At 43.0% G+C, this 23,593-nt stretch carries 14 protein-coding genes; 12 read left to right on the forward strand and 2 right to left on the reverse strand.

Going from position 1 to position 23,593, the window contains the following annotated elements:
* Position 1: 1 nt before the first annotated feature.
* Together K2F45_RS07465 and K2F45_RS07470 are read left to right on the forward strand one after the other, a co-directional pair.
* Entirely contained in the window at positions 2-907 is a 906-nt protein-coding gene (locus K2F45_RS07465; protein ID WP_075991611.1) for an ABC transporter ATP-binding protein, read from the forward strand.
* Positions 900-1,670: an ABC transporter permease gene (locus tag K2F45_RS07470; RefSeq protein WP_075991612.1), complete on the forward strand. Its 771-nt coding sequence runs from the start codon at positions 900-902 to the stop codon at positions 1,668-1,670. The genes K2F45_RS07465 and K2F45_RS07470 overlap by 8 nt, the downstream gene beginning before the upstream one ends.
* Before the next feature lie 21 nt (positions 1,671-1,691).
* On the opposite strand, the gene K2F45_RS07475 is transcribed toward K2F45_RS07470, so the two are convergent.
* Positions 1,692-4,445: a hybrid sensor histidine kinase/response regulator transcription factor gene (locus K2F45_RS07475; RefSeq protein WP_075991613.1), complete on the reverse strand. Its 2,754-nt coding sequence runs from the start codon at positions 4,443-4,445 to the stop codon at positions 1,692-1,694.
* Between the two features lie 292 nt (positions 4,446-4,737).
* On the opposite strand from K2F45_RS07475, the gene K2F45_RS07480 reads away from it, so the two are divergent.
* The 7 genes from K2F45_RS07480 to K2F45_RS07510 all read left to right on the forward strand — a co-directional run bounded on the left by K2F45_RS07480 (position 4,738) and on the right by K2F45_RS07510 (position 16,559).
* Positions 4,738-6,060, forward strand: coding sequence for a sugar porter family MFS transporter (locus tag K2F45_RS07480; RefSeq protein WP_075991614.1), 1,323 nt, complete (start codon positions 4,738-4,740; stop codon positions 6,058-6,060).
* 199 nt (positions 6,061-6,259) lie between these two features.
* Positions 6,260-7,210 carry a carbohydrate kinase family protein gene (locus tag K2F45_RS07485; protein WP_075991615.1) on the forward strand — a complete coding sequence of 317 codons (951 nt, stop codon included), beginning with the start codon at positions 6,260-6,262 and terminating at the stop codon, positions 7,208-7,210.
* Between the two features lie 86 nt (positions 7,211-7,296).
* The gene (locus K2F45_RS07490; protein ID WP_075991616.1) at positions 7,297-10,422 is read left to right on the forward strand and encodes a SusC/RagA family TonB-linked outer membrane protein; all 3,126 of its coding nucleotides are present in this window, start codon (positions 7,297-7,299) and stop codon (positions 10,420-10,422) included.
* A 44-nt stretch (positions 10,423-10,466) separates the two neighbouring features.
* Positions 10,467-12,149, forward strand: a complete 1,683-nt coding sequence (locus K2F45_RS07495; protein WP_075991617.1) for a RagB/SusD family nutrient uptake outer membrane protein — start codon at positions 10,467-10,469, stop codon at positions 12,147-12,149.
* A 43-nt stretch (positions 12,150-12,192) separates the two neighbouring features.
* Positions 12,193-13,305, forward strand: coding sequence for a hypothetical protein (locus K2F45_RS07500; protein ID WP_075991618.1), 1,113 nt, complete (start codon positions 12,193-12,195; stop codon positions 13,303-13,305).
* A 77-nt stretch (positions 13,306-13,382) separates the two neighbouring features.
* The gene (locus K2F45_RS07505; protein WP_075991619.1) at positions 13,383-14,987 is read left to right on the forward strand and encodes a glycoside hydrolase family 32 protein; all 1,605 of its coding nucleotides are present in this window, start codon (positions 13,383-13,385) and stop codon (positions 14,985-14,987) included.
* A 66-nt stretch (positions 14,988-15,053) separates the two neighbouring features.
* Positions 15,054-16,559 (forward strand): glycoside hydrolase family 32 protein, encoded by a 1,506-nt coding sequence (locus tag K2F45_RS07510; protein WP_248933273.1) that lies wholly within the window; start codon positions 15,054-15,056, stop codon positions 16,557-16,559.
* A 59-nt stretch (positions 16,560-16,618) separates the two neighbouring features.
* Here K2F45_RS07510 and K2F45_RS07515 read toward each other — a convergent pair whose 3' ends face one another.
* Complete coding sequence (locus K2F45_RS07515; RefSeq protein WP_083663532.1) at positions 16,619-17,767, reverse strand: alginate lyase family protein; 1,149 nt, start codon at positions 17,765-17,767, stop codon at positions 16,619-16,621.
* 156 nt (positions 17,768-17,923) lie between these two features.
* On the opposite strand from K2F45_RS07515, the gene K2F45_RS07520 reads away from it, so the two are divergent.
* The 3 genes from K2F45_RS07520 (at position 17,924) to K2F45_RS07530 (ending at position 23,591) form a co-directional block, all read left to right on the forward strand.
* Positions 17,924-18,523, forward strand: coding sequence for an RNA polymerase sigma-70 factor (locus K2F45_RS07520; RefSeq protein WP_075991620.1), 600 nt, complete (start codon positions 17,924-17,926; stop codon positions 18,521-18,523).
* 84 nt (positions 18,524-18,607) lie between these two features.
* Positions 18,608-19,834: a FecR family protein gene (locus K2F45_RS07525; RefSeq protein ID WP_075991621.1), complete on the forward strand. Its 1,227-nt coding sequence runs from the start codon at positions 18,608-18,610 to the stop codon at positions 19,832-19,834.
* 253 nt (positions 19,835-20,087) lie between these two features.
* A complete protein-coding gene (locus K2F45_RS07530; RefSeq protein ID WP_248933274.1) occupies positions 20,088-23,591 on the forward strand; it encodes a SusC/RagA family TonB-linked outer membrane protein in 3,504 nt (1,167 codons plus the stop codon).
* Positions 23,592-23,593: the final 2 nt, after the last annotated feature.

Below are 23,593 nucleotides of genomic sequence, written 5' to 3' on the forward strand. Positions count from 1 at the left end.
CATGGAAAGTATCTTAACACAACAACTTAGCTTTAAAATAGGCGCAAAAACAATCTTGGATAATATTAGCCTACAAGTCCCAAACAGGAGTATTTATGGATATCTCGGCCGAAACGGGGCGGGAAAATCCACAACAATCAAATTGCTTTTAGGTCTTTTGGAGGATCAGGCAGATACGATTTTTATTCAGGGAAATAGTCTAAAGGCACATCCCACAGGTGTTTATGCCAATGTTGGAAACTTGGTTGAGGCCCCATGCTATTATACGAAATTGACCGTTTTTGAAAATTTAAAGTACTTGGATATCATCCACAAAAAAGGCAACAAACGCATTGATGAAGTATTGGAAATGGTAGATCTTCATCGGGAAAAGAAGAAAAAAGCCAGTGCCCTGTCCATGGGGATGAAACAGCGGCTGGGAATAGCGATGGCGATTTTTCATGATCCGCAGTTGCTTATCCTGGACGAACCATTAAATGGTCTCGATCCACAGGGAATTGTCGAAATGCGCAATTTGTTTTGTCATCTCAACGAACAGGGAAAAACGATCTTTCTTTCGAGTCATATTTTGAGTGAGCTTGAAAAAATAGCGACACACATTGGTATCATTGAAGGTGGGAAAATGATTTTCCAGGGAACCAAACAGGAGCTGCTGGGACAGGTTGACCGAGAAGTGTACCTACGTACAGCCAGTCCCGAAGCAACAGCTTCGGTTTTGCGAAATAACGGGTTTTCTGGTGTTAAAACCGATGGAGAAAGCGTTGCCGTCACTATCGGCGATGATCTGCAATTTGGTCTTATGATCAAATCTTTGGTCGAAAAGCAGATTGATATTTATGGATTGGAATCCCGTAGTGCTGATCTTGAACAAATTTTTATAAACCTTATCACTCGTGTCAATGACTAATACATGCTATACCGCTTTCTTGTCGGAAAAGTACAAACTCCTACGCAATAGGGAGATTTTTGGGGTACTGATCGTCCCTATGGTGCTCGTTTTTGCGATTGCCGGTTATATTATTTATGATGTTATAGATTCAGGAGGGGCAGTGGCGGTTCCTAACCCTTGGAAACTTCTGCTTGGCAGATATGTTTTTCAGTTTTTTTACCTGCTCTATCCCATCCTTGTTGCTTTATTCGTCTATGCCTGTTGTGATGTCGAGTATAAGAATAATAATTATAAAATACTCTTTACCCTACCCATCAGTAAATCGAATATTTTCTTTTCCAAAGCCGTCTTTATCCTGTTGACCTTACTGTTTTCAATACTCTTTGCTTACGCTGCATTTCTGATCAGTGGTTATCTGCTCAGTCTGATTTACCCCGTACTGGGGTTTCAGAATTATGATTTTAGGGTCGTAATCTTTTATACGTTTTTGAAACTTTTTATTACGCTCTCAGCTATCGCTATGATTCAGCTTGCCCTGAGCCTATTGTTCAGAAGTTTTATCTACCCAATTGGAGTAGGCATGTTTATGTTGGTCTTTTCCGTGCTTGTCGCACAGAAAAGTTTTTCGGATTTTATCCCTTATACAGGTGCCTATAATGCGGTAATGAATATCTTATCTGAGAATGATTCCTTTGCACGGCTAGACTACAGCAACTTACTGATGCTCGTCATATTTCTATTGATCAGTTTTTACTTATTCAAGCGGAAAGGACAGTTTTAATTTGCAGGCGCACCTGATGGGCTATTTTTTGTCAAGTTCTTTTTTATAAGTACTCGGAGACTGGCCATATTTCTTTTTAAAGGCCGAAGCGAAATAGGATGCGGAGGAAAAACCGACACTGCTAAATATTTCGTTGATGTTTAGTCCTTCAGCCATAAGGCTTTTGGCTTTCTTTAATCTTCGTTCGATAATGTATTCATTGACGCTGCAGTCAAGTAACTGTTTGACTTTACGGTAGAGCTGCACGCGGGAGAGGTGAAGCTCGTTGGCAATGCCATCGACACTCAATCGCGGGTCTGATAATTTGGATTCGACAATCGCGGAAAAATTGTTCAGAAAACGTCTATCGTTATCATTGACCTGCTCCGCTTGAGCGCTATCAAACTGTTCCACATTGCTGCTGTATTTTTCTTTAAGCTGATGGCGTGACTGTAGGATGCTTGAAATCCGTGTCCGCAGTAATTCGGCATTGAATGGCTTAGTCATGTAGTCATCGGCCATCAATTTACTTCCTTCGAGCATCGTATCTTCATTGGCGAGTGCACTCAATAAGATGACGGGAATATGTGCGGTCTGATAAAATGCTTTGATGTCCTTTAGAATATCCAGACCGCTACCATCAGGAAGCATAATATCCGTAATGACTAGATCTGGAAAATGTGTCTTCAACATTCCATTGGCTTGTTGCACATCTTTTGCCAGGAAAAGATTGTAATCCCTTTCTAATAGGGAGCGGAGATAATCTCTGATTTCATCATTATCTTCGACGACCATAATACTTTTTGATTTGTTGGATCGAAAAGAAAGATTGTTGTCTACCATCTTTCGTGTTGCCTCCAATATGTCGTCTTGTTGAAACAGCGGTTTTTCTCCCTTGTCGAAATCGGCCAGTTCAGCAGGCTCGTAGTGACTATTTCCAATTGGCATACGTAGGGTGAATATCGATCCATGACCGGGTTTGCTACTCACAGTGATTTGGCCATGATGCAGTTCGATGATCTGTTTGGTGTAGGCGAGGCCGATTCCGGAGCCATTACGGCTACTGGCACCCTGATAAAAAGGATCAAAAATATGCTCAATATCACTTGGAGCAATCCCCAGGCCATTATCCAATACACGTAGATAGAAATAGTCTTTGAAATTGTTTTCTTCCAATATAATTTCAATTCTGCCACTTGCCGCCGTATGTTTGATCGCGTTGGACAATAAATTGGATAAGACCTGTTCCATGAGGTATTCGTCCATCCAAACCTCTTTCAAGCTTGTTTTGTTGACATAACTGACGGAGATCCTGTTTTTCTTAAACAAGGGTTTGAAACTACCTATTACCTGCTGAATAAATGGGTCAATGTAAACGATGGCCGCATGTAGCTTAATCTTGGATTTACTGATGCGATGGATATCAATGAGGTCGCTGACCAAACGTTGTAGTTTTTTTGCATTCCGTTTGATGCGCGACAACTGTTCTCTGACCTCTTCGCTAAGATCTTTTCGTAATTCAAGGTCCTCGATAGGCGCGATGATAAGGGTTAGCGGGGTTTTAAATTCATGCGAGATATTGGTGAAGAAATTATTTTTGATTTCTGCCGCTTGCTGAATTTGACTGTTCATCTCGACGATCTGTTTTTGTTGCGCAAGAATCTCGCTATTCTGGACTTCCAGATGTTTGTTCTTTTCCCAGTTGCTCCTGATCACGATAATAGAAATTCCCCCAAAGACAACAGCTAGCACCAAGCTAACGACCAATACATTAAGAACGGACTTTTGGCTTTGGTAAATCTTATTCTGTTCCGTAATAAACTCCTGCCTTTTGTCAATATCGAGCTGCTGTTGTTTTATTTTATCCGACTGCAGGGCAAGCAACTCCGCGTTGGTTTTATCGATGACAGAGGTTTCGAGTATATTCTCGCGGCGGTAGTTTTGGTGGTTGATGATAGCCAAGGCCGTTCGAATGGCTTCGGCCCCGCCAGTGGGGTAGAGTATGGAAGCAAACATTTTGCCCTGTATGATCTGTTCAAGGCCATTTCCGGGACCAGGAAGAGCATCAACACCAATGATCTTAATGTCCTTTTTGATCTGGGCTTCGTCCAATGCTTTTTTTACCCCCATGGCCATCTGATCATTGAATGTAAAGATAATATCACTCTGGCTCATGACGTTTATATGCTTACGCATTTCCAGATAGGCTTTATTTTTCTCCCAGCCCCCGTGAATGAGGCCGCTCACCTGAATCGCTGTGGCATCTCCAATTTGCTGGATAAAGCCTTTTTCACGCTCTATTGAAGCCGAGGTGCCCGATAGCCCTGTGACTAATCCGACCGAACCCTTTCCTTCTAAAATCGTGCGGCTATATTGACCGGCCAGTTTCCCGATGGCGAGATTGTCGGCGCCCACATAAGCATTATATTGGCCGGAGGAGGTCTTACGGTCTGTTACGATGACAGGTATATTGCGTTGGAATACAGAATCTACAATTGGCGTGAGTGGCTCGGCCTCATTTGGGGATACAATCAGAAGATCGATATCCTGTTTGACTAATTCGCGAATTTGATTGATCTGTACATTATTGTCGCCATGTGCGTCGCGATAAAGAAAGTCAATATCGGGATTGAAGGAAAGTTCCCTTTTCATTTCCTCGAGCATCGTTTGTCGCCAGGCATCGTTTCCGATACACTGCGAAAAAGCGATGACCTGCTTTTTCTTCCGGACCATTGGTTGACATCCACAAAAAAGAAGCAAGGTCAATAGGCCACTAAAAATGAAATATTTTCCCATGATTTTTTTCCCTTAAATATCCGAATATACATTATTTAGCTTTTTTTGGGTAACAGTGGTTGTGTTAGTGTATATTTTACACTAAAATAGGAGCCTTCAAAAATGTATCATTTTCTAAATTTTCTGTTTAAAAAGTGAAAGTTTTGAAAAGTAAAGTGAATGTAAGTGTTAGATTTTTAGTGTTTTAGTGTTTTTAAAAAAATGTTACATAAATAAATGTTTTTGCGAAGTCCAAATTTAAGTTAAGATGAAGCACGTGTTAAATTTGGATTAATCAATTATAGATCATCACATGAACAAAAACACGGTATTAGCTTGGTCCTTTGTAGTGGCTTTAGGCGGATTTTTATTTGGATTTGATACAGCGGTTATTTCGGGAGCAGAAAAGGCGGTTCAGGAGCACTGGCATTTAAGTGAGTTTCAGCATGGACTGACAATGGCCATCGCCTTGATAGGGACAGTTGTCGGCGCAGCATTAGGTGCACTGCCTTCCGATAAATTAGGCCGTAAAAATACCTTATTTGCTGTTGCAGCCCTTTACTTTATTTCAGCGATTGGTAGTGCACTGGCGAATGACTGGACGATATTTATTTTATTCCGCTTTTTGGGTGGCATAGGAGTTGGCGTCTCTTCGGTAACGGCACCAATCTATATATCAGAAATCTCCCCGGCAGCATCGCGAGGTAAGTTGGTAGGGCTTTTTCAATTCAACGTTGTATTAGGTATTTTGATAGCCTATTTGTCCAACTATTTTATCGGTCAGGTTGGCGAAGAGTCCTGGCGCTGGATGCTGGGGGTGCAGTGCTTTCCGTCGTTGTTATTCTTCTGTTTGATCTTCCTCATCCCGGAAAGTCCGAGATGGTTGCTGCTGCACCGAGGGAATTTGGCCGAGGCAACGCGGATTATGAAAAAAATTAATTCGGATGGTTACGAGCTGGAGATTTCAAAAATTCAGGAGTCCAAAAACAATTCCGCAGGAGAAGGCAAACTCTTCGTTCGCGAAAATGCCAAACCTATTTTATTGGCCTTTTGTTTTGCGCTGTTCAATCAAGTTTCAGGTATCAACGCGATTATATATTATGCGCCCCGCGTATTTGAAATGGCTGGTTTAGGCTCACAGAGTTCATTGCTTTCGACAGTTGGTATAGGGGTTGTCAATTTTATTTTTACGTTGCTGGCGATCAATTTCATCGATAAGGTGGGCAGAAGAAAATTAATGTTGGTGGGCTCGATCGGGCTGATTGTTTCATTGGCACTCGTTTCACATGCTTTTTATACCAACCAAACGACGGGTTTTGCGATCACAATCTATCTGATGAGTTTCATTGCCTTTTTCGCATTCTCGCAAGGTGCGGTGATTTGGGTATTTATTTCGGAAATTTTTCCGAACGACGTACGTGCCAAAGGGCAGACATTTGGTAGCTTGACACATTGGGTGATGGCGGCGATTATCACCTTTTGTTTCCCAGCCTTGACAGAAATGCTCGGTGGCGGGGGTACCTTCTTGATCTTTGCCCTATTTATGGTGCTGCAGCTTGTTTATGTGCTTAAGTTTATGCCGGAGACAAAAGGGAAATCATTGGAAGATCTTGGGCATACCATCAATCTACATTAGTCTTTAGCTGGACTACACCAATAGGTGTCGAAGTAGCCATGACGCGACTGGCGCCTATCGAAAGTTATTTAATCAAAGACAATGTGATAACATGTTGTGTGTATCTATTGTCAACATTGAATTTAAAGGGAAATATAATAATCAATTTGTTACTTGGTTTTTGGCGCTCGGCCGAAGCTTCGTATAAAAAGGAGAAAATATGAAAAACGGAGATAAATCAATACAGGGTATTTGTTTTGGCGAGGTTCTTTGGGACAATCTTCCTACAGGTAAAAAATTAGGCGGTGCGCCTTTGAATGTGGCTTATCACCTCAATAAATTGGGGGTTACGACGCGTATGCTAACGCGCATAGGGCGTGACGATAATGGTTACGAGTTGCGTAACGTATGTGAAGATCTGGGTATCCCGACCGATTTCTTCCAGTACGATGACCTGTTACCAACTTCAACAGTAGAGGTTTCGATCGATGCAAAACGCGACGTGCATTACGATATCGTTTATCCTGTAGCTTGGGATAGAATAGCGGTGGACAATGTTGTTCTTGAGGCAGTTGCAGCGGTGGATTTTTTGGTGTATGGTAGTCTAGCCTGTCGGGATGAAGTAAGTTTTCAAAGCTTGCTATTACTGCTGGAAAAAGCCCGCTTCCGGGTGATGGATGTCAACCTGCGTACACCTTATTTTGGTCCGGAAAAAATACATACACTGTTGGGCTACGCTGATTTTGTGAAAATGAATGCCGAGGAACTGCATGTTATTTCCGACTGGAATGGCGCAACGGATGCCTATACCGATCAGCAGCGTGTGGACTTGATCATGGAGCGTTTTGCAATTCAGGAGGCAATTGTAACCTATGGTGCAGATGGTGCGGTATATCATTATAAAAAAGACAATATCAGTTATCATTTTCCAGCCTTGAAAGTTCAGGTAGAAGATACCATCGGAAGTGGTGATTCTTTTTTGGCGGCTTTCCTGACCAAAAGGTTTCAGATGCAGGAAGGTGTTCAGCTGGAGGAAGTACTGGAATTTGCGGCCACCTTAAGTGGATTTGTGACACAGAGCCGGGGGGCTTGTCCTGAATATAACGATGAGGTCATCAATCGATTCCAATGGTTGCATCCGATCTTCAATGGAGCTCAGAAGCAACAGTAGGTAAACTGCTTCTTTACGAAGCAGTTTACCCGCTATCATAATCAAATAATCAATCTAAATCATTAACCATTTACTTATAACCAATTATGTTTACAAGACAGAAAGCAATGCTGCTCCCGTCTTTGGCACTTTTTTCTGTTGTCGCATTTGCGCAACAGACTGAAATCCGGGGAAGAATTACGGATAGTGGGACAGCAGCACCTATAGTAGGGGCATCTTTAGTGGTGAAGGGAACCACAATAGCCACCAAGACAAATGAAAAGGGAGAATTTGTCCTTCAGACTTCGGGCAATCAGGGTACATTGGAAATAAGCTATGTCGGCTATGCCTCCCAGACGATTGCTGTCGCAGGAAGAAAGTTCCTCGATATTCAGCTTGCACCTACCGAAAAAGGGCTCGATGAAGTGGTCGTTACAGGATATCAAACAGAACGGAAGAAGGATTTGACGGGTGCTGTGAGTGTTGTTAATGTTGCTGAGATGATGAAAGCTCCGGAAAATAACCCGATGAAAGCGCTGCAAGGACGGGTAGCTGGTATGACCGTAACTTCGGATGGTAGTCCGAGTGGAGCGGCAACAGTGCGTATGCGCGGAATCAGTTCCATCAACAGTAGTCAGGATCCCTTGTATGTCATTGATGGAACCCCCACACAGGGAGGAATGCATGAACTCAATTCGAATGATATCGAAAGTATTCAGGTTTTAAAGGACGCTTCTTCGGCGAGTATCTATGGCTCGCGCGCAGCGAATGGTGTTATTGTCATCACGACAAAAAAAGGAAAGATGGGTGCCCCTAAACTTACAGTAGACGCCTATGCCACCAGTACGCATTTTAATAATCGCATGAAAGTGCTGGATGCCCAACAATATGGTCGTGCATTGTGGCAGGCCACCATCAATAATGGCGGAAACCCCAACGGAAATAATATTGGTTATCAGTTTGAATGGAATAACGACGCAAATGGCGTACCTCAGCTCAATACTGTTTTTGTTTCCAAGTATATCGACCGTGAACATACCATGTACGCTTCCGATACCGATTGGTTTAAGGAAGTTTCAAAACCGGGATTGCAACAATCTTACAATGCGACATTAAGCTCCGGGACAGAAAAATCCAGTTCCTTTTTCTCCTTAGGTTATTTGCACAACAATGGGACACTCCGTTACACGGATTTCCAGCGGATATCTGCCCGGATGAATGCCGATTATAAATTGTTTGATGGACGCTTGGTGGTGGGCGAGAATTTTACGGTAAACAATACCGGTGAAGTGCAGGTACCGGGCGATGTGCTTGACCTTTCGTTAAAAGCATTGCCCATTATTCCTGTCCATACAGTAGATGGAATAGGATGGGGTGGACCAGCATTGGGAATGAACGACCGCCATAATCCCATGCGTGTACTTTATGATAACCGGAACAATAAATATAATTATTGGCGGTTGTTTGGAAATGCCTATGCGGATCTACAGCTTATAAAAGGTCTGCATGTCCGCACCAGTTACGGTTTGGACTATAGTAATTTTTACAAACGTAATTTGGAAGTATCCTATCGTTCGGGATTTATGAATAGCAGCCGGAGTGGGGTTAATATGGAACAGTCCCATGGAATGAAGTGGACTTGGTCCAATACGGCGACATATCGGAAACAGATTGATAAACATACCTTAGATGTGCTTGCCGGTATGGAAATGAACCGTCAGAATGATATCAATTTTAATGCCTATACTGCCGGAGATGGCGCCTTTGCCATAGAGACACCTGAGTATATGTGGCCAGGTGTGAGTACGGGCACAGCGGCAGTAGGCGGTGGCTCTACGGGATTCTCGCTGTTATCCTATTTTGGAAAGGCCAATTATTCCTATGATGACCGCTATCTAGCTTCCTTCACCGTGCGGCACGATGGTTCTTCCCGCTTCGGTAAAAATAACCGCTTTGCAACTTTCCCGGCGGTAACAGCGGGGTGGCGGATTTCGTCCGAGCGTTTTATGGCAAGTACGAAAAACTATATTTCGGACCTCAAGCTGCGTGTTGGATGGGGGCAGACAGGTAACCAAGGTATAGGTAATCTGGCTACCTATGCGCTTTTCGTTCCCGAATATGGTGTTGCTGATCCGACATGGAACATCGTGGATGGCACAGCATACGATCTCTCAGGCGCAGGAACGGGAAAATTACCGTCGGGATATCGCAAAATCCAAACAGAAAACAATGACCTGAAATGGGAAACCACAACGCAGACGAATATAGGCTTAGACTTTTCATTGTTTAATCAAAGTCTCTATGGTTCGATTGACTGGTATGTCAAAGCAACCAAAGATATGTTGATCAATCCAGCCTATATCGGTGTGGTTGGAGAGGGCGGTTACCGTTGGGCGAATGGTGCCTCCATGGAAAATAAAGGTTTGGACCTATCGGCTGGATATCGCAATAAAACATCGTTTGGACTGGATTATGATGTGATGGCTGTGTTCTCTACCTATAAAAACAAGGTGACACATTTGCCGGAAGCGGTAGAAAACTCCTATGGAGGTCGTCAGGGAGATAATATTATCGGCCGGCCGCTGGGATCATTCTATGGCTATGTCACCGACGGTATTTTTCAGAATCAGGACGAAGTGGATGCGCACGTCAATCAGACCGGTAAGGGGATAGGGCGTTTACGTTACGTCAACGTCTATGATGCGGACAAACAGATTACGGATATGGACCGTACCTGGATCGGTAGTCCACATCCTGATTTTTCCTATAGTCTCAATATTGTGCTGAAATATAAAGGGTTTGACCTGTCGGCATACTTTCAGGGGGTACAGGGGATAGATGTCGAAAACTGGCTGAAAAAACAAACAGACTTCTGGAGTGTGGATGACGTCAATTCCAACAAAGGCCTGCGGTTGCTGAATGCATGGACACCACAAAATCCAACGTCCACGATTCCGGCCTTACAAACGACAAACAACAATGACGAGGGCCGCCTGTCAAATTACTTTATCGAGAATGGATCTTATATGAAACTCCGGAATCTGTCTCTGGGCTATACCTTGCCAACAGCAACAGCCTCACGCCTGCGTATGAGCCGGCTAAGGATCTATGTCACAGGTCAGAACCTATTTACCGTTAAGTCAAAGAATTTTACAGGTGTAGATCCTGAAAATGTAGGTTGGGGGTATCCAATTCCAACGACCTGGACAGCTGGGGTAAATATTGGATTTTAAAAAGGGGAGAAATAAGGCTATACACTTATAAATAATTTATACGGATGAAAAAAATAACCACTAAAATAGCGATACTTATGGTTCTTGCTGGACTACTTCCAGGATGTACCAAATTTTTGGATCAAACACCCAATGGTGTACTGAGCTCCGATCAGGTTAAAGAGCCAGAACGATTATTGACAGCGACCTATGCCGCTTTGGGCAATGATCATTATGACGTCCCTTTTAGCTTATGGCCCTACGGTACGGTTCGGTCGGACGATGCTTATAAAGGCGGATCGGGGCCACAGGATATCCAGACCTTTCATTTTCTTGAGGTCTCAAATAACATTACAACCAATTTCGCGGAGTTGGATAAATTGTGGTTTCAGTTGTACGTTGCAATTTCGCGTGCCAATACAACAATCAAGACCGTACAGGAAATGGACAATTTCGATGGGAAAGAAGAAAAACTGGGTGAAGCACGCTTTCTTCGGGGGCATTTTTACTTTATGCTCAAGATCCTTTTCAAATATGTGCCTTATATCGATGAAAATGTACCAGTAGACAGCTATGAAACCGTATCGAATAGAGCTCTAAGCAACGATGCATTATGGCAAAAGATTGTGGCGGATTTTCAGTATGCGGTAGATCATCTTCCTGCTGTGCAAACGGAGGTCGGTCGGGCCAATCGTATCGCCGCTGCGGCTTATCTCGCCAAAGCCTACCTGTATAAGGGATACCGTCAAGACAATGCCGAACGTAATATGGTGACGGGTATCGATGCGGCAGATTTGGAAAAGGTTGTACAAAATACGGATATTGTGCTTTCATCGAACCATACGCTGGAAACCGACTTTGCATTTAACTTTTTGCCGGGCAAGTATGAAAATGGGACAGAAGCGCTCTTTTCAGTTCAATTTTCAAAAGATGACGGGACAAAATTTGGGCGTGTTAACTTTTCTGATGTACTATCTGTACCTATGGGGCTGGGCTGTTGTGATTTCAATAAACCGAGTCAAAGCCTTGTCAATGCGTTTCGCACAACGGGTAAAGGTCTACCTCTGGATAATTATAATGCGTTGAATAGCTTTAATACCTCCGAGAAGTACGACCCGAGGTTATTCCATACAGTTGCAATTCCGGGCTTACCGTACAAGTATAGTAGCAAAAGAACATACGAAGAAAGCTGGAATCGTAATCCGGCGGAGTATGCTGTTTACGCCTCGTTAAAAGAAAATGTTGATCCCGACTGTGATTGTTTTGTCCCCATGGTACCCTTCTATGCGAATACAAAGAATCGAATTGTATTGCGCTTTGCCGATGTGCTGTTGATGCGGGCAGAGGCGCTTATCGAGCTGCATCGTTCGATTGAAGCACTGCCATTGATCAATCAAGTGCGTACGCGCGCAAAAAATAGTACCTCACTTACGGGATATGCAAATGATAAAACGCTGATCGAAACGTACAAAAATGGAGATAATATTGTATGGACCGAAGAAAATGCCCGGAAGGCGTTACGTTGGGAAAGACGTTTGGAGCTTGCGATGGAAAATGGAAGATTCTTTGATCTGGTACGTTGGGGAATTGCAGACCAGGCCATGAATGCCTATTATGATGTAGAAAAGTCACGTCGATCTTATTATTCCTCGGCACATTTTACAGCAGATAGGAATGAATATCTGCCGATTCCCGAAGCACAGATCAGATTAAGTAAGTATCTGTACAAACAAAATCCAGGCTATTAAACAGGCATTTATTGTTGAACGATTAGTATAACCAATTATTCCAATGAACACATTAAATAATTATATAAAAGTAGGGATTACCATCCTGCTTATCGGGCTTCTCGCTGCCTGCAAGCGTGATGCGGATAGTACACTCAATTTGAGTGCAGATGTAGATGTACTTTCTTTCAAGGTCGGCAATACCATTGGGAAAGTAGATCAGGCAAAAGGTACCATTCTTGTTATGGTTCCTGAAGGTACAGATCTTTCGGCGGTGGCTCCGACAATTGAATTGCCCAGTAATGCAAAGGTTTCTCCAGCTTCAGGCATCGCCCAGAATTTTTCATTTTCTGGCACAACACCGATTACTTACCGCGTTTTTAATGGTAATCTATTTAATACCTACCAGGTAACCGTCAAAGAAATCAAAGCAGAAATAACGGCATTCCGCATCGGAGAAAAAGTAGGGATCATTGATCAGAAAAATAAAAGCATTAAAATTTACCTACCCCTGGGGACAGACCTAAAGAATCTATCACCTGCGATAGAATTTACAGCCGGAGCAAGCATAACGCCCAATCAGAGTGGGCCCGTAGATTTAAGTTCCCCCATAAAATACAGCCTTGCGTATATGGGGCAGACTTTCCAATACACGGTAACTGCCCTATTGGGTACAGAACCCAAACAAATCTTTATGATTTATAATGGTGAAACCAGCGTTCCACATTTCGACGGGTTAGGGGTGAGTACGGTAGATTCACCTTATCCCAATCCGAAAACCACTGGAATTAATGCAACACCCTTCTGTGCGTCTTTTGTACGGGACAATAAAACTGGTGAAGGCTGGCACGGTGGAGCGCTCTGGAATGCAAATAAAGTGACGATCAATCCGGCAGAATACGGGCGTTTCTCGATGATGGTATTGAAAGATGTAGCTGGTGATGTGCAATTGGAAATTCAATCGGATGGCGAACAGAATAAAGATTGGTTGCGTGCCAATTATTCGAAAGATCATGTCGGTGAGTGGCAAGAATTGGTTTTTCAGATTCCTGCCGGAAGAAAGGCTATCATTAACAATATACTGGTAATGCCACATGAGCATCCTAATGGACAGCCCGTGGCATTTCCTACCCAACGGATGTACTGGGACGAATTGAAGGCATTACCTAAAGAGTAATCGAATACAAACAAAACAAGTTATTATAAAAAGCAAAAATGATAGCTAATCCAGGGATTAATAGAAAGATTTAAATCATGAGACCAAAGATATATTTGCTTCCGACAGTATTCTTGCTAAGCTTGTTGACAAGTTGCAAGAATGGGGATGAGAGTTCGACAGGGCTGGATAGGCCCATGGAAATACTGCCTGTGGATAGTTCTACGGCTTGTATTTCGAGGCAGGAGGCGGGCCCCTATCAAAGGTTCTACAGACCCCAGCAGGGGTTTGTGGGCGATCCCATGCCTTACTACAATGCCAACGATAACAAGTTCTACTTGTTTTATCTGTATGAAAATGCCAACAGGCATCCGATTTATAGTACGCGGACAAGTGACTATGGAACATTTGAGGGCTATACCGAAGTCTTGTCGTCGGGTGCTGTGGGGAGTCAGGATGAATGGATCGGAACAGGAAGTTTTATTAAAAAAGGAACATTGTATTACTGTTTCTATACGGGGCATAACAATGTTTTTACGCCTGCGGAAAAGATTATGTTGGCTACGTCAACTGATTTAATGAATTGGACCAAGCAACCAGCAATGGCGCTGCAGGCTGCAGCGGGCTATGATCAAAATAATTTTCGTGATCCACAGGTTTATTGGGATGAAGGCCGCAATGCCTACGTCATGTTAGTCACGACACGAAAAGACGGAAAAGGAACGCTGGCACGTTATCAGTCGACAGATTTAAGCAGTTGGTCTATGATTGAACCGCTCGTTGCGACCACAGGGACAGTAGAGAAATATGGAATCGAAACAGATGCAGAACTATTGGAATGCCCGGATCTATTTAAAATGGGCAATAAATGGTATCTCTTGTTTTCGCGGATCAACCGGGATGAGCATCGCAAGACATTTTATCGTGTTGCGGATTCTCCGGATGGCCCTTGGACGATCTGTCGGGATAGCGAAGGACATCATGAAACCTTCGACGGACGCTATCTCTATGCGGGCAAAACGGCTAGCGACGGTACGACACGTTATCTTTCGGGATGGTGTTCAACCGGGCAAACAGTAAATAATAACAACGAACTGCCCTGGGCTGGAAATTTAATTTCACACCAGTTGGTTCAGGGAGCTTCAGGACGTTTATATCCTAAAATTCCGGAAGCCCTAAACAGTAAATTCAATAAGGAAGTCCCCTTTGAAAAACTGAGCAATGTTGGTCAAGTTTCCGAATCGAATAAAACCTATAGTTTGACAGCGCAATCGGGCGGAAGAAGTTATGCACAATTTAACCGGAACACTTCATCCGTGAAAGTGACAATGACCATTGATGCTTCCCAATCCAGCAAATTTGGTTTTTCATTTGGCGCATGTGATGATCCGACCGAAGTGTATAGCATTGCTTTTGATCTGACTTCATCCAATCGTTGGAATATGCCAGCACTGTTTATGAACAAGGAGGCACGCGATGGCGGCGGAAGCAAAACAGAACTCAATTTTACGCCACTTACAGTACCGACCAACCGGATTTTTAACGTGAAAATTATTATTGAAAAATCGATTGGTATCGTATATGTGAATGACCGTGTTGCTTTTACCAACCGGATCTATAAAATGGATCAAAACCCTTGGACTATTTTTGCGGATCAAGGAACAGTACAAGTGAATGGGTTGAAAATAGAAAAATCTTCCTAACAATTGAGACGATATTTGCCTATTGAAGCGAACAAGAACCTAATTAAAAATGTAAACAAAAGAAAAATGATAAAATTAAAGAAATACGGTGTTTTAATGCTCCTGCTAGGTGTTTTTGGTACAAGTCTGGCACAGACGGGACAGCATAAACAAGGAGATCCCGAAGAGAAGTATCGCCCACTTTACCATTTTACACCACAGCAGGGTTGGATGAACGATCCCAATGGACTGGTTTATCTGGACGGTAATTATCATCTTTTTTTTCAGCATAATCCCGAAAAACCCGTTTGGGGGCCTATGCATTGGGGCCATGCGATCAGTAAAGATTTAATCCATTGGGACGAGCAGAAGATCGCATTGTACCCCGATAGTTTGGGGACTATTTTCTCCGGTAGTGCTGTAATCGATAAAGATAACACGGCAGGTTTTGGAAAAGGTGCTATGGTCGCCATTTTTACCCATCACAATCATCAGGAAGAGGATCGAAAAACAGGATTGCATCAAAATCAAAGTTTGGCTTATAGTTTGGACAAGGGCCTTACCTGGACAAAGTATAAAGGCAATCCGGTATTGCCAAACCCTGGTATATGGGATTTCAGAGATCCAAAGGTGATGTGGCATGTGCATAGCCAGCGTTGGATTATGACCTTGGCTACAAAAGATTGTATTACTTTCTATTCTTCCAAAGATTTGAAAACATGGCAGAAGGAAAGTGAGTTTGGCAAAGAGGTGGGGGCCCATGGTGGTGTCTGGGAATGCCCTGATCTTATCCCCATGGATTACAAAGGAACTACAAAATGGGTTTTGTTGGTGAGCATCAATCCAGGTGGACCCAACGGTGGCTCGGTGACACAATATTTTGTGGGTGACTTTGATGGGCATCAGTTCCGAACAACGGATACTAAAATAAAGTGGTTGGATTGGGGACCCGATAACTATGCCGGCGTAACCTGGAGTAACCTAGGGGATAGGCAACTGATGATTGGCTGGATGAGCAACTGGCAATATGCCAATGTGGTTCCTACCACAAAATGGCGTTCTTCCTCAACCATACCCCGTGTTTTAACTTTAGGAAAAGTTGGACAGTCGTTCTACGTTGCGAGTACTGTGCCCAAAGAAATTGAAACCGCATTTCGTCCGCTAAAAAAATACCATGGCGGCGGAACGAAGGAAGTTTCATTCGAGCAACATCTCCCACAAGCGTACCGTTTGGACCTCAAGGATTTGAAGCGGCAGGCTTTTAAAGTCATCTTATCGAATGAATCTGGCGACGAATTGGTTATTGGGTATCGTGAAGACCAAAATGCCTATTATATCGATCGTTCTAAGTCCGGCGAAGTGTCTTTTAATGGAGAATTTCCAAAGACAGCTTTGGCACAAAGGCTGCTAAATAAGGGTGCACTTTCTTTCAGTTTGTATGTTGATGTGAGCTCTGTGGAACTTTTTGCAGACGAGGGGCTAACGGTAATGACCAGTTTATTTTTTCCGAACAAGCCGATAACCAAGCTGCGTATCGTGGGAGATAAAAAGTTGGAGTTTCAGGAAATCGGTATTTCTGCATTTAAGAGATAAGAGCTGGATTTTTGCCATTAAAGCGATCCTTGATAAGACAAGGATCGCTTTATGCTTCGCTACTTTGTCTTATTTTCGAGATGCAAGTGTGCTGGCGTTAGCGTGGGGAAAGTCCACGCAAAATGATTTTTTTTGTAAACTATTGGACGGTAAATTGAAAGATACGGATCAAATTTCGATGTATGATAAATATCCTTCATGGCCTCAAAGAGATTGGAGGGCCAAACTCCTGCTGTCCGGTCCAGGATGTCAACGTCCGGATTTTTAAACCAAGGCCATTCAGTTGGATGTTGATTGTAATAATATAAATAGTCAAGGGCCTGCGTGACCGATTTTCCGTCCTTCGTGGCGGTAAATAGGTTTTCTCCGGTGGCATTGTGTATGCACCACATGGAGGCTGTCAATGGTGCTAATGAAAAGTAGGTGTACCATAAACCTTTCTCACCCCGTTTTACTTCCTCAATAAGATGACCGTCAGCTGCGATCTTTTCAAAGAGATCAGCCTTGATTAAGGCTATTGTAAAAGAAAGCTCTTTTTGGTCATCAAGAAAGTTTGCCGAAAGTAGATTCGCAAACCTCGCCCAATCCGCAATATTATTGGATTTTTCGCGTAAGAAATGTGTCGCTTTTTGAAAGACATCGATGGTCCAGACCTTAAAATGATCATGATCTTTCTTCGCCCAAAGGGGATCGTTTTTAAGTAATTCGGCAGCAATCATCAATCCGGCTCCCGCATAAGAAAGCACAACTGGTCCGTCAAACTGACTGTATTTTTTATTGATTGTGGCCCAGGAGTTAATGAAATATAAGGCCTTGGATGCATATTTTTGCTCCCCGTTTAAGGTATAGACCAAGGCCGTACAATAGGCAGCAAAAGCATCCGCATGGAGCTTTTTTGCCATAGCACGTTGGCCTTCTTTATCGCTGTAAAAGCCGGGTACACTAAAATCTTCAACAGCATGATGGTCAGTCAATAAAAGAGAATCGGCCAGCCTAATCAACTGCGTGTATGCAGTATATACAGGTTCGGATTTTTTGTTGATTTGCGATTTCACATAATTGACCTGAGTAACTGGGTGCATTAAGGATTGCCCATGACCATGTGAAGGCCAAATAAATAGGCCGACTATAGACAAGGTCAATCCTATTTTTAAAAATTGAGTGGTTTGGGCCTGTAAGCCAAAAAATAGATATATGAAATTTTGCATGGTTCTAAATGGATACGTTTATCGATTGGTTTGATCGCTATGGGGGGATTAGCTACTGCAAATTAAGAAAAAAATAACATAAGTTTACTGGTGTTCAGAAATTTCATTTGAATTATTGCAGCGAAGTAATTAACTTCATGCCTAGAATAATCAATTATGGACATCAATCAAAATCTGCCTGAGAAGGAACTCTTGTGCCAACTCCATCATGGAGATATGCAGGCTTTTGATATCTTGTACCATCGTTATAGCCAGATTATCTATGCCAATATCCTTAAGTTTCTGAAAAATGAAACTAGTGCCGAAGATTTACTTCAGGATGTTTTTCTGCGTATCTGGGAAAATAGGTCAAAAATAGATCCTGAACAATCTTTTGCAGCATTTCTTTTTACCTGTTCGCGTAACATCACATTTAATTTCAAACGACGCCTGAAATTGGAGATGGAATCTGAAGTCCAACTCGCCTATGGTGCATTGGAATCTGAAAATACCATTGATAAGGTGCTCGATTCCAAGGAGGCCATGGTCCTGGTAGAAGACTTGTTGAGCAGATTGCCCAAACAACGCCAAAAAATATTTAGGTTATCTAAGCTTGAAGGTAAAAGCTATAAGGAGATTGCCGAAGAAATGGATATTTCTATTGCTACTGTTCGTGACCATATTGTTAAAGCAAATAAATTTATCCGACATGGTGCATTGCAAGACAATGGCTTCTCGGCCCTACTAATGATTCTGCTTCTGCATGCTGCAAATTAATTTTCTACATGCTGCAAATTATTTTTTTTCTGGAGCAGACCTTTATGCTACGAAGTGTGTATTTACTAGTAAAAATACAGCTCAGTGGAGACCAATAAATCTAAAATAGACCAATTACTTCAAAAATATAAAGAAGGGAACTGTTCGCTTGAAGAGATCGAATGGCTACAGCATGCGCTTTCTGCTACCGACATCGGGGATCAGGATGCCATCGATCAGGCTATAGTCACTAGTTTACTCCAGCCTTCTGCTGCAGGAAAAATGAGTGAATCCAGGCAAAAAATAGTGCTTGGAAATATCAAAAAGCAAATTCAGCAAGGCACAGAGGAGCGCGATAAACCTAAGTTTTCAATCGTTTGGCCCTATTGGGCTGCGGCGGCTTGCCTATTGCTCTTTATTTTTACAATGATATTCTGGCAGCAACAGACGAGTCCTGTTCAGGCAGACATTAACCTCGTTAGGCTGCAAGATACAACGGGTGTTGTTGTAAAGCCTGGTGGAAACAGTGCTACCCTTCGTTTAGCGAACGGCACACTTTTAGAACTCGATAAACAGGCATCGGGGATTGTGATGGGAGAAAGTATTACCTACGAAAATGGAAAATCTATCGCTGCTGCGGCATTAGATAAACAGGGGATGGCGGCAGATCCAAGTAAGGTTGTATTGGAGTTAGCCACTCCGCTAGGGGGGATATACCAGATTACTTTACCTGATGGCACAAAAGTATGGCTCAATGCGGGCTCTTCGCTAAAATATCCGATGAGCTTTGCAAAAAATGAACGAAGAGTTAGTTTGGAAGGCGAGGCCTTTTTTGAAGTGACGAAAGATAGCGCACGACCTTTCAAAGTGCTGAGTAAAGGACAGGAAATTGAGGTGCTCGGGACTGCCTTTAACGTCAATGCTTATCCCGATAATACCGTGATTAAAACGACTTTAGTCAATGGGAAGGTTAAATTATCGAACCATAAACGATATTCAGAAGCAATATACCTGCTACCAGGTCAGCAATCGACCAATTCCAATAACGGAAAAATACAACTCGCAAATGTGGATACAGCACCCTTTACCGCCTGGAAAGAAGGTTTGTTTTATTTTGACGAAACACCGCTTTCGGATGCACTGCAGCAGATTGGTCGCTGGTATAATGTCGAAGTGAAGTATAAAGGCGAGGTACCGCAAACACATTTCTATGGTCGTATAAAACGAAGCAAGCCGCTCCGCGACGTACTTGACGTATTGGAAGAAGGTGGGTTGCGTTTTGAGCTGAGCAAAAGCGATGAAAAGAATATCCTATATGTTAGACCGTTGTAATTAAAACCCTAAATAAAGATGAAAAAAGAAATGATCATGGATTCCACTTAATCCGGAAAAGGGTATAAGCAAAACAAAAAGGGCAGTGCTGGGGGGCACTGCCTTGAATTGGATGCATATACTTACAAGTGTTGCCCAAAGGCAAATTTTTGATAACCATTTATAAATAACATACAAACCGTACAAACATATGATTTTTTATCCATTTGTTAGGCTACACCCGTGGAGTTTAACTTTACGAAGTATACTGATTATGAAATTGATCGTACTCATTTCTTTACTGACCGCGATGCAGCTGTTTGCAGAGGGAAATGCGCAGACCATAAACTTAACCGCAAAGCACGTTACCTTAAATCAGGTGATGCGTGATATCCAAAAACAGAGTGGTGTTAATTTTTTCTTAACTGGCAAGTCATTGGCTCAGGCACGTTTGTCAGTCAATATACAGCATGCCAAATTGGAAGATGCATTAAATGCTATCGTAGCACCTTTGGATCTGGAGTGGATCAAAAAAGATGAGGTGATCGTGATAAAACCCAAAAGAAATCCGCCAAATACCGAACGCAAAGAAGTCCAGCAGCGGAGCATTGCTGGTAAAGTCGTTAATGGTAAAGGACAAGTCCTGGTAGGAACCACCATTACAGTGAAGGGAGCTAATATTTCCACGGTCACGGACCAGGATGGAAGGTTTACAATTCAGTTACCAACGCCAAATGGCACTTTGGTATTTTCAAACGTAGGCTATCAACGTTTGGAAAAAAGTGTCACTGGAAATGATGAATTAACCATTGTACTTCAGGAGGAGGTAAGTGGTCTGGATGAGGTGGTCGTCGTAGGGTATGGAAGCCAGAAACGCGCAAATGTAATTGGTGCCGTGTCAACCGTGAACGGCAGTTCGGTAGAGAATAGGTCAACCTCCACACTTAGCTCTTCATTGGCTGGACTCGCGGCGGGCGTTAACGTACAGGCCACAACGGGAAAACCAGGTGCAGACGGTGCTAGTATACTGATTCGTGGAAAAGGAACTTTAAACAATACGTCTCCCTTGGTTGTGATCGATGGTATTGTCGGATCTATGGATGCAGTTAATCCCAATGATGTGGAGTCAATTTCGATTTTAAAAGATGCGGCAACAGCAGCGATCTATGGATCCTTGGGGTCGAATGGCGTTATCTTAATTACGACAAAAAAGGGAGCCAAGGGAAAAAATAATGTGTCTTATACGGGAATGGTTTCGCTGTTGCGCCCCAATAATGTACCCGAATTTATTACCGATTACGCACAACATATGCGCCTTGTTAATGAAGGCTTCAAAAATTTAGGGCAAGCGGCTGTTTATACCGATGCAACAATCAACCTCTGGGAAGAAGCGAAGAAAAATCCAACAGGGTTAACAGAATTTGGTATTCCCAATGAAGTCGCTTATCCAAATACCAATTGGGGCGATGTGCTTTTTGGACAACGCAAACTTTTACAAAATCACAATCTTTCTCTAAATGGTGGCAGTGAGCATACGCAATACCTCTTTTCAGTGGGCTATTTCAACAATCCGGGGACGATGCCCGAAACTGGAGCAGACAAGATACGTCTGCGTATTAACTTACAGTCTAAAGTTGCCAAGTTTTTAACTGTGGGTACCCAGACCTTTGGCGATATGCAGAATTTGAGTGTCGCCGATGTGGTCACAGCATATTCTTACCTGACCCAAACCGTGCCAGGAGTTTATCCTTTCTACAACGGGGTCTATGGTTTCCCGGCTGCGGCCGAAGAATCGGCTACTGCAAACAATGCCCTGGCTTTTCTAAATGGGATGGGTGGAAAGAACCAGGTCAATCGATTCAATACCACAATATTTGCGAAGTTAAATCTCATGAAAGGCTTGGAGTTTGAATCCAGGGTAAATTATAACCATGCCTATACCGAAACGAATTCGCATCAGGTGCCTTATGAGAAATGGAATTTTGCAACCAACAAATTAAGTACTGCGGCGCTGTCTGCGGGACAAATAACCACCCAGTATGGGTTAACCAAGAGCTACAATGTGATCGTTGATAATGTATTGCGTTATTCAGGATCTTTTGGTAAACACGATGTGGGCGGCATCTTGGGGTATAATGAACAGTATTTTAACCAATATAATATCGGAGCGGCCAAACTTGGGCTTGTGCATCCAGACCTGACAACATTTAATTCGGCGACGACAATGAGTTCCATTACCGGTGATGAGCTTGACTACGGTTTGCGGTCCTTTTTTGGTCGTGCAAATTATGCTTACGCTAATAAATACCTTGCGGAAGCGGTGGTACGGTACGATGGGTCATCTCGATTTGGAACCGCCAAACGCTGGGGGCTCTTTCCGGCATTCTCTGCGGGATGGCGTATTTCGGAAGAATCTTTTATGAGTCCACTTAAATCTTTTGTGAATGATTTGCGAATAAGGGCCTCGTGGGGGAAAACCGGAAATAATGCCTCTCCGGGTAATTACGATCATCTTCCCTCGTATAGTACGGTAAACTATTCATTCAATAATCAGGCTGTTCGTGGTTTGGCACAGACTAAACTAGGAAACGATCTTTTACACTGGGAAACGACCACAACAACAAATGTAGGTTTTACAGCCACGGCATTGAAAAATAAATTAACGGTCGAATTTGATGCCTACCGTGCTTATACCGATGGAATCTTATATGTTCCGACCATTCCGGCGACAACTGGAACTGCTACTGCAGCAACCATGAATATTGCCGAAGTTAGCAAGCGGGGGATTGAATTGACGCTGGGATACCAAAATAAAATCAACGGTTTTAACTATGGAATTTCGGCCAACTTTGCCTACAATACCAATCGGGTGGAAAAATATAAAGGAGCATTGTCGGAGGGCTATGTAACGGATGCGGCGGGTAATCGTGTTTACCAGTCCAATATCGGTATGGTTTCCAACGGTGTCAACCAGCGTATTTTAGAAGGGCACGAAATCAATGAATTTTACTTGTACAATGTATACCGAGGTTCGGGAAGCCATTTTTTAGCGGATGGTTCTGTCGATAAAAATGGAGGGCCACGCGACGGTATGATCCGGACGGAACAGGATATGGAATGGTTGAAGGCTATGGTCGCTGCTGGCTATTCATTTCAGCCTGCCGATGGCATAGACCCTACCAAGATATGGTATGGTGACTTGATCTATTCGGATATGAACGATGATGGTATCTACGGGAACGTCTATGATCAAAAGTTTATGGGCAAAAGAGAAACTCCAGCATTCAATTACGGCCTCAGTATCAATATGGCCTATAAAGGATTTGATGCATCCATGATTTGGTCGGCTTCTTCAGGTATGTCGTATTACTGGAATGAACTCTATCTCAATTCATCCATCGTTGCGCAGGGAAAATCGGTACCGGCATTGGTCGCAAATGACCATTACTATTATAATGCCGCAAATCCTTCCGATCCCAACAACCGGATAGCTGGTTATTATCCACGCTTAAAAGGAGTGACAGATGCACAGAATGGACGTACCAGTGATTATTATTTGTATAACGCTTCTTTTGTGAAACTACGTAACCTACAATTGGGTTATTCGCTTCCAGAAAGCTTGGCAAACCGTCTATCAATTGCAAAATTACGGATCTATTTAGCGGGTGAAAACTTGCTGACATTTACGAAATATCCTGGTTTAGATCCTGAGATAGGTTCAACAACAAATTACCCTTCAATGCGGCAATATTCACTGGGTTTGAATCTTACCTTTTAATT

The organism is Sphingobacterium siyangense (assembly GCF_023277505.1).
GTDB classification, from domain to species: Bacteria; Bacteroidota; Bacteroidia; order Sphingobacteriales; family Sphingobacteriaceae; genus Sphingobacterium; species Sphingobacterium siyangense.

Coding starts and splice junctions, on each gene's coding strand:
- K2F45_RS07465 (WP_075991611.1), top strand. CDS start 2: ATGGAAAGTATCTTAACACAACAACTTAGCTTTAAAATAGGCGCAAAA.
- K2F45_RS07470 (WP_075991612.1), top strand. CDS start 900: ATGACTAATACATGCTATACCGCTTTCTTGTCGGAAAAGTACAAACTC.
- K2F45_RS07475 (WP_075991613.1), bottom strand. CDS start 4,445: ATGGGAAAATATTTCATTTTTAGTGGCCTATTGACCTTGCTTCTTTTT.
- K2F45_RS07480 (WP_075991614.1), top strand. CDS start 4,738: ATGAACAAAAACACGGTATTAGCTTGGTCCTTTGTAGTGGCTTTAGGC.
- K2F45_RS07485 (WP_075991615.1), top strand. CDS start 6,260: ATGAAAAACGGAGATAAATCAATACAGGGTATTTGTTTTGGCGAGGTT.
- K2F45_RS07490 (WP_075991616.1), top strand. CDS start 7,297: ATGTTTACAAGACAGAAAGCAATGCTGCTCCCGTCTTTGGCACTTTTT.
- K2F45_RS07495 (WP_075991617.1), top strand. CDS start 10,467: ATGAAAAAAATAACCACTAAAATAGCGATACTTATGGTTCTTGCTGGA.
- K2F45_RS07500 (WP_075991618.1), top strand. CDS start 12,193: ATGAACACATTAAATAATTATATAAAAGTAGGGATTACCATCCTGCTT.
- K2F45_RS07505 (WP_075991619.1), top strand. CDS start 13,383: ATGAGACCAAAGATATATTTGCTTCCGACAGTATTCTTGCTAAGCTTG.
- K2F45_RS07510 (WP_248933273.1), top strand. CDS start 15,054: ATGATAAAATTAAAGAAATACGGTGTTTTAATGCTCCTGCTAGGTGTT.
- K2F45_RS07515 (WP_083663532.1), bottom strand. CDS start 17,767: ATGCAAAATTTCATATATCTATTTTTTGGCTTACAGGCCCAAACCACT.
- K2F45_RS07520 (WP_075991620.1), top strand. CDS start 17,924: ATGGACATCAATCAAAATCTGCCTGAGAAGGAACTCTTGTGCCAACTC.
- K2F45_RS07530 (WP_248933274.1), top strand. CDS start 20,088: ATGAAATTGATCGTACTCATTTCTTTACTGACCGCGATGCAGCTGTTT.